Consider the following 1,540-nt stretch of genomic DNA (forward strand, 5'->3'; position numbering starts at 1 on the left):
CTCAACTTTCGCACACAGAAATATGAAGACAGTCCTTGATATAACGAGGTAAAGAAGTAATCCAATTGGACAGTTGACACTGAAAAATGTCCATACTCAAATAAACCTTAGCTTCAGCCAAAGTTTGGAAAAGAGAAATCAATTGTAGTAAAGCTGTTTTAAAGTCCATCTCCTTTACTTCGTCACATAGAAACAAGAATAAGTTGCCCATGGTCTTCGGATCCTCTTCTTTTCGAAGCTGCCAAGCAATCAAGATATACCGAGTGAAGACAATGGTAGTATGGCTAATCATCATGTCATAGGAACGACCTTGAAACTCTTTGGCTAAATGTAAAAACGATTTACTGAATTTAAAAAAGGTTTCGATGTCCCAACGCATCCCATAGATTCGAACGATTTCTTCATTAGACAGCGTGGTATCTGTACTCAAAATGGCCAGCCATTCACTTTGGTTGTTTCGATTCCGCACAAACACGATTTTCACTGGTAAACCCGTATGAAGGGTTGCGTGAATCGAGCCGAGTGTTTCTTTTTTGCCAATGTCTCGTTTCGCTTTTCGATACAGTTGTTCCAAGGTTAATCGTTCTCCGTTGAAGAGATACCGTTGTTTCAGCTGTTTGACCATGCCAATGACAAAAAGGCCTTTGGAGTGAATCTTCTCCACCAACGGGGCATGAGTAAACCATGTATCCATGAGCACATAATCAGCGAAAATCCCTTTATCCAATGCATGTTCTACTAATGTCAACACCATGTTTGGTTTTGCTTCCAATGCCTCGAGCCGTCGTTTGTAGCCTGTGGTTCGTTTATCAATAGACGAATGGATTTCGTTCAAGCGATTCTTTTGGTTCGCTGAACTCAAAAGAGCGAAATCGATAGGTACAAATGTAAAGCCATCGGACCATCCGAGCGTTAATAGTTGAAAACCATTGACAAACTGACGAGTGGAATGATCGAATACTTTAGCTAGAAGTTCAACCGATTTACTACGGTTACGAGAATAAATCGAATCGTCTACAATCAACACGGTAACACGGCGCTTCGAAATCGTTTGTTTCACACGACGAATCACTTCGGAGCTCAGAGACAGTAGAAAGGTTCTCCAGTTATACGTAGACGAGTTCAAAAAACGATAAATGGTATCTTTTCCTGGTAAATCGGCAGCCTTTTTGCTTTGTAAGGCGTGGTACCAGTTTCTGTATTGAAAAACAAGAAGAAATAATAGTTGAAAAATCGATAAACAAGAATAACCACAAGCCTTGATAATTCCAGCTTTTCTTAAATGTTTACCAATTTGTAATTCAGAAAATCCGTCTTTTATTTCTTTTGGTAATTGCGCAAAATACTCTTTTTTCGTTATCATAATGGTGACACCTTTCTTTCTTTGGTTTTTGGTTTGGTCACCAATAGTTTACCAAAAGAAAGAGGTGTCTTTTTGTTTTTTAGACGAATTTTTTCAGTGTCAAGTGAATATGAGATACCCAAAGAAACCTATCAAATCAAGGATTAATCATAAATTTTTCACTGCGAAAGTTGAGTT

The 1,540-nt window shown here is 38.5% G+C and carries 1 protein-coding gene; it reads right to left on the reverse strand.

What is annotated here, in order from left to right:
• Nucleotide 1 precedes the first annotated feature (1 nt).
• Nucleotides 2-1,363, reverse strand: a complete 1,362-nt coding sequence (locus J2S06_RS16040) for an IS4 family transposase (RefSeq protein WP_419152966.1) — start codon at nt 1,361-1,363, stop codon at nt 2-4.
• Between the last annotated feature and the right edge of the window lie 177 nt (nt 1,364-1,540).

This window comes from Bacillus alveayuensis (assembly GCA_030812955.1).
GTDB classification, from domain to species: domain Bacteria; phylum Bacillota; class Bacilli; order Bacillales; family Aeribacillaceae; genus Bacillus_CB; species Bacillus_CB alveayuensis.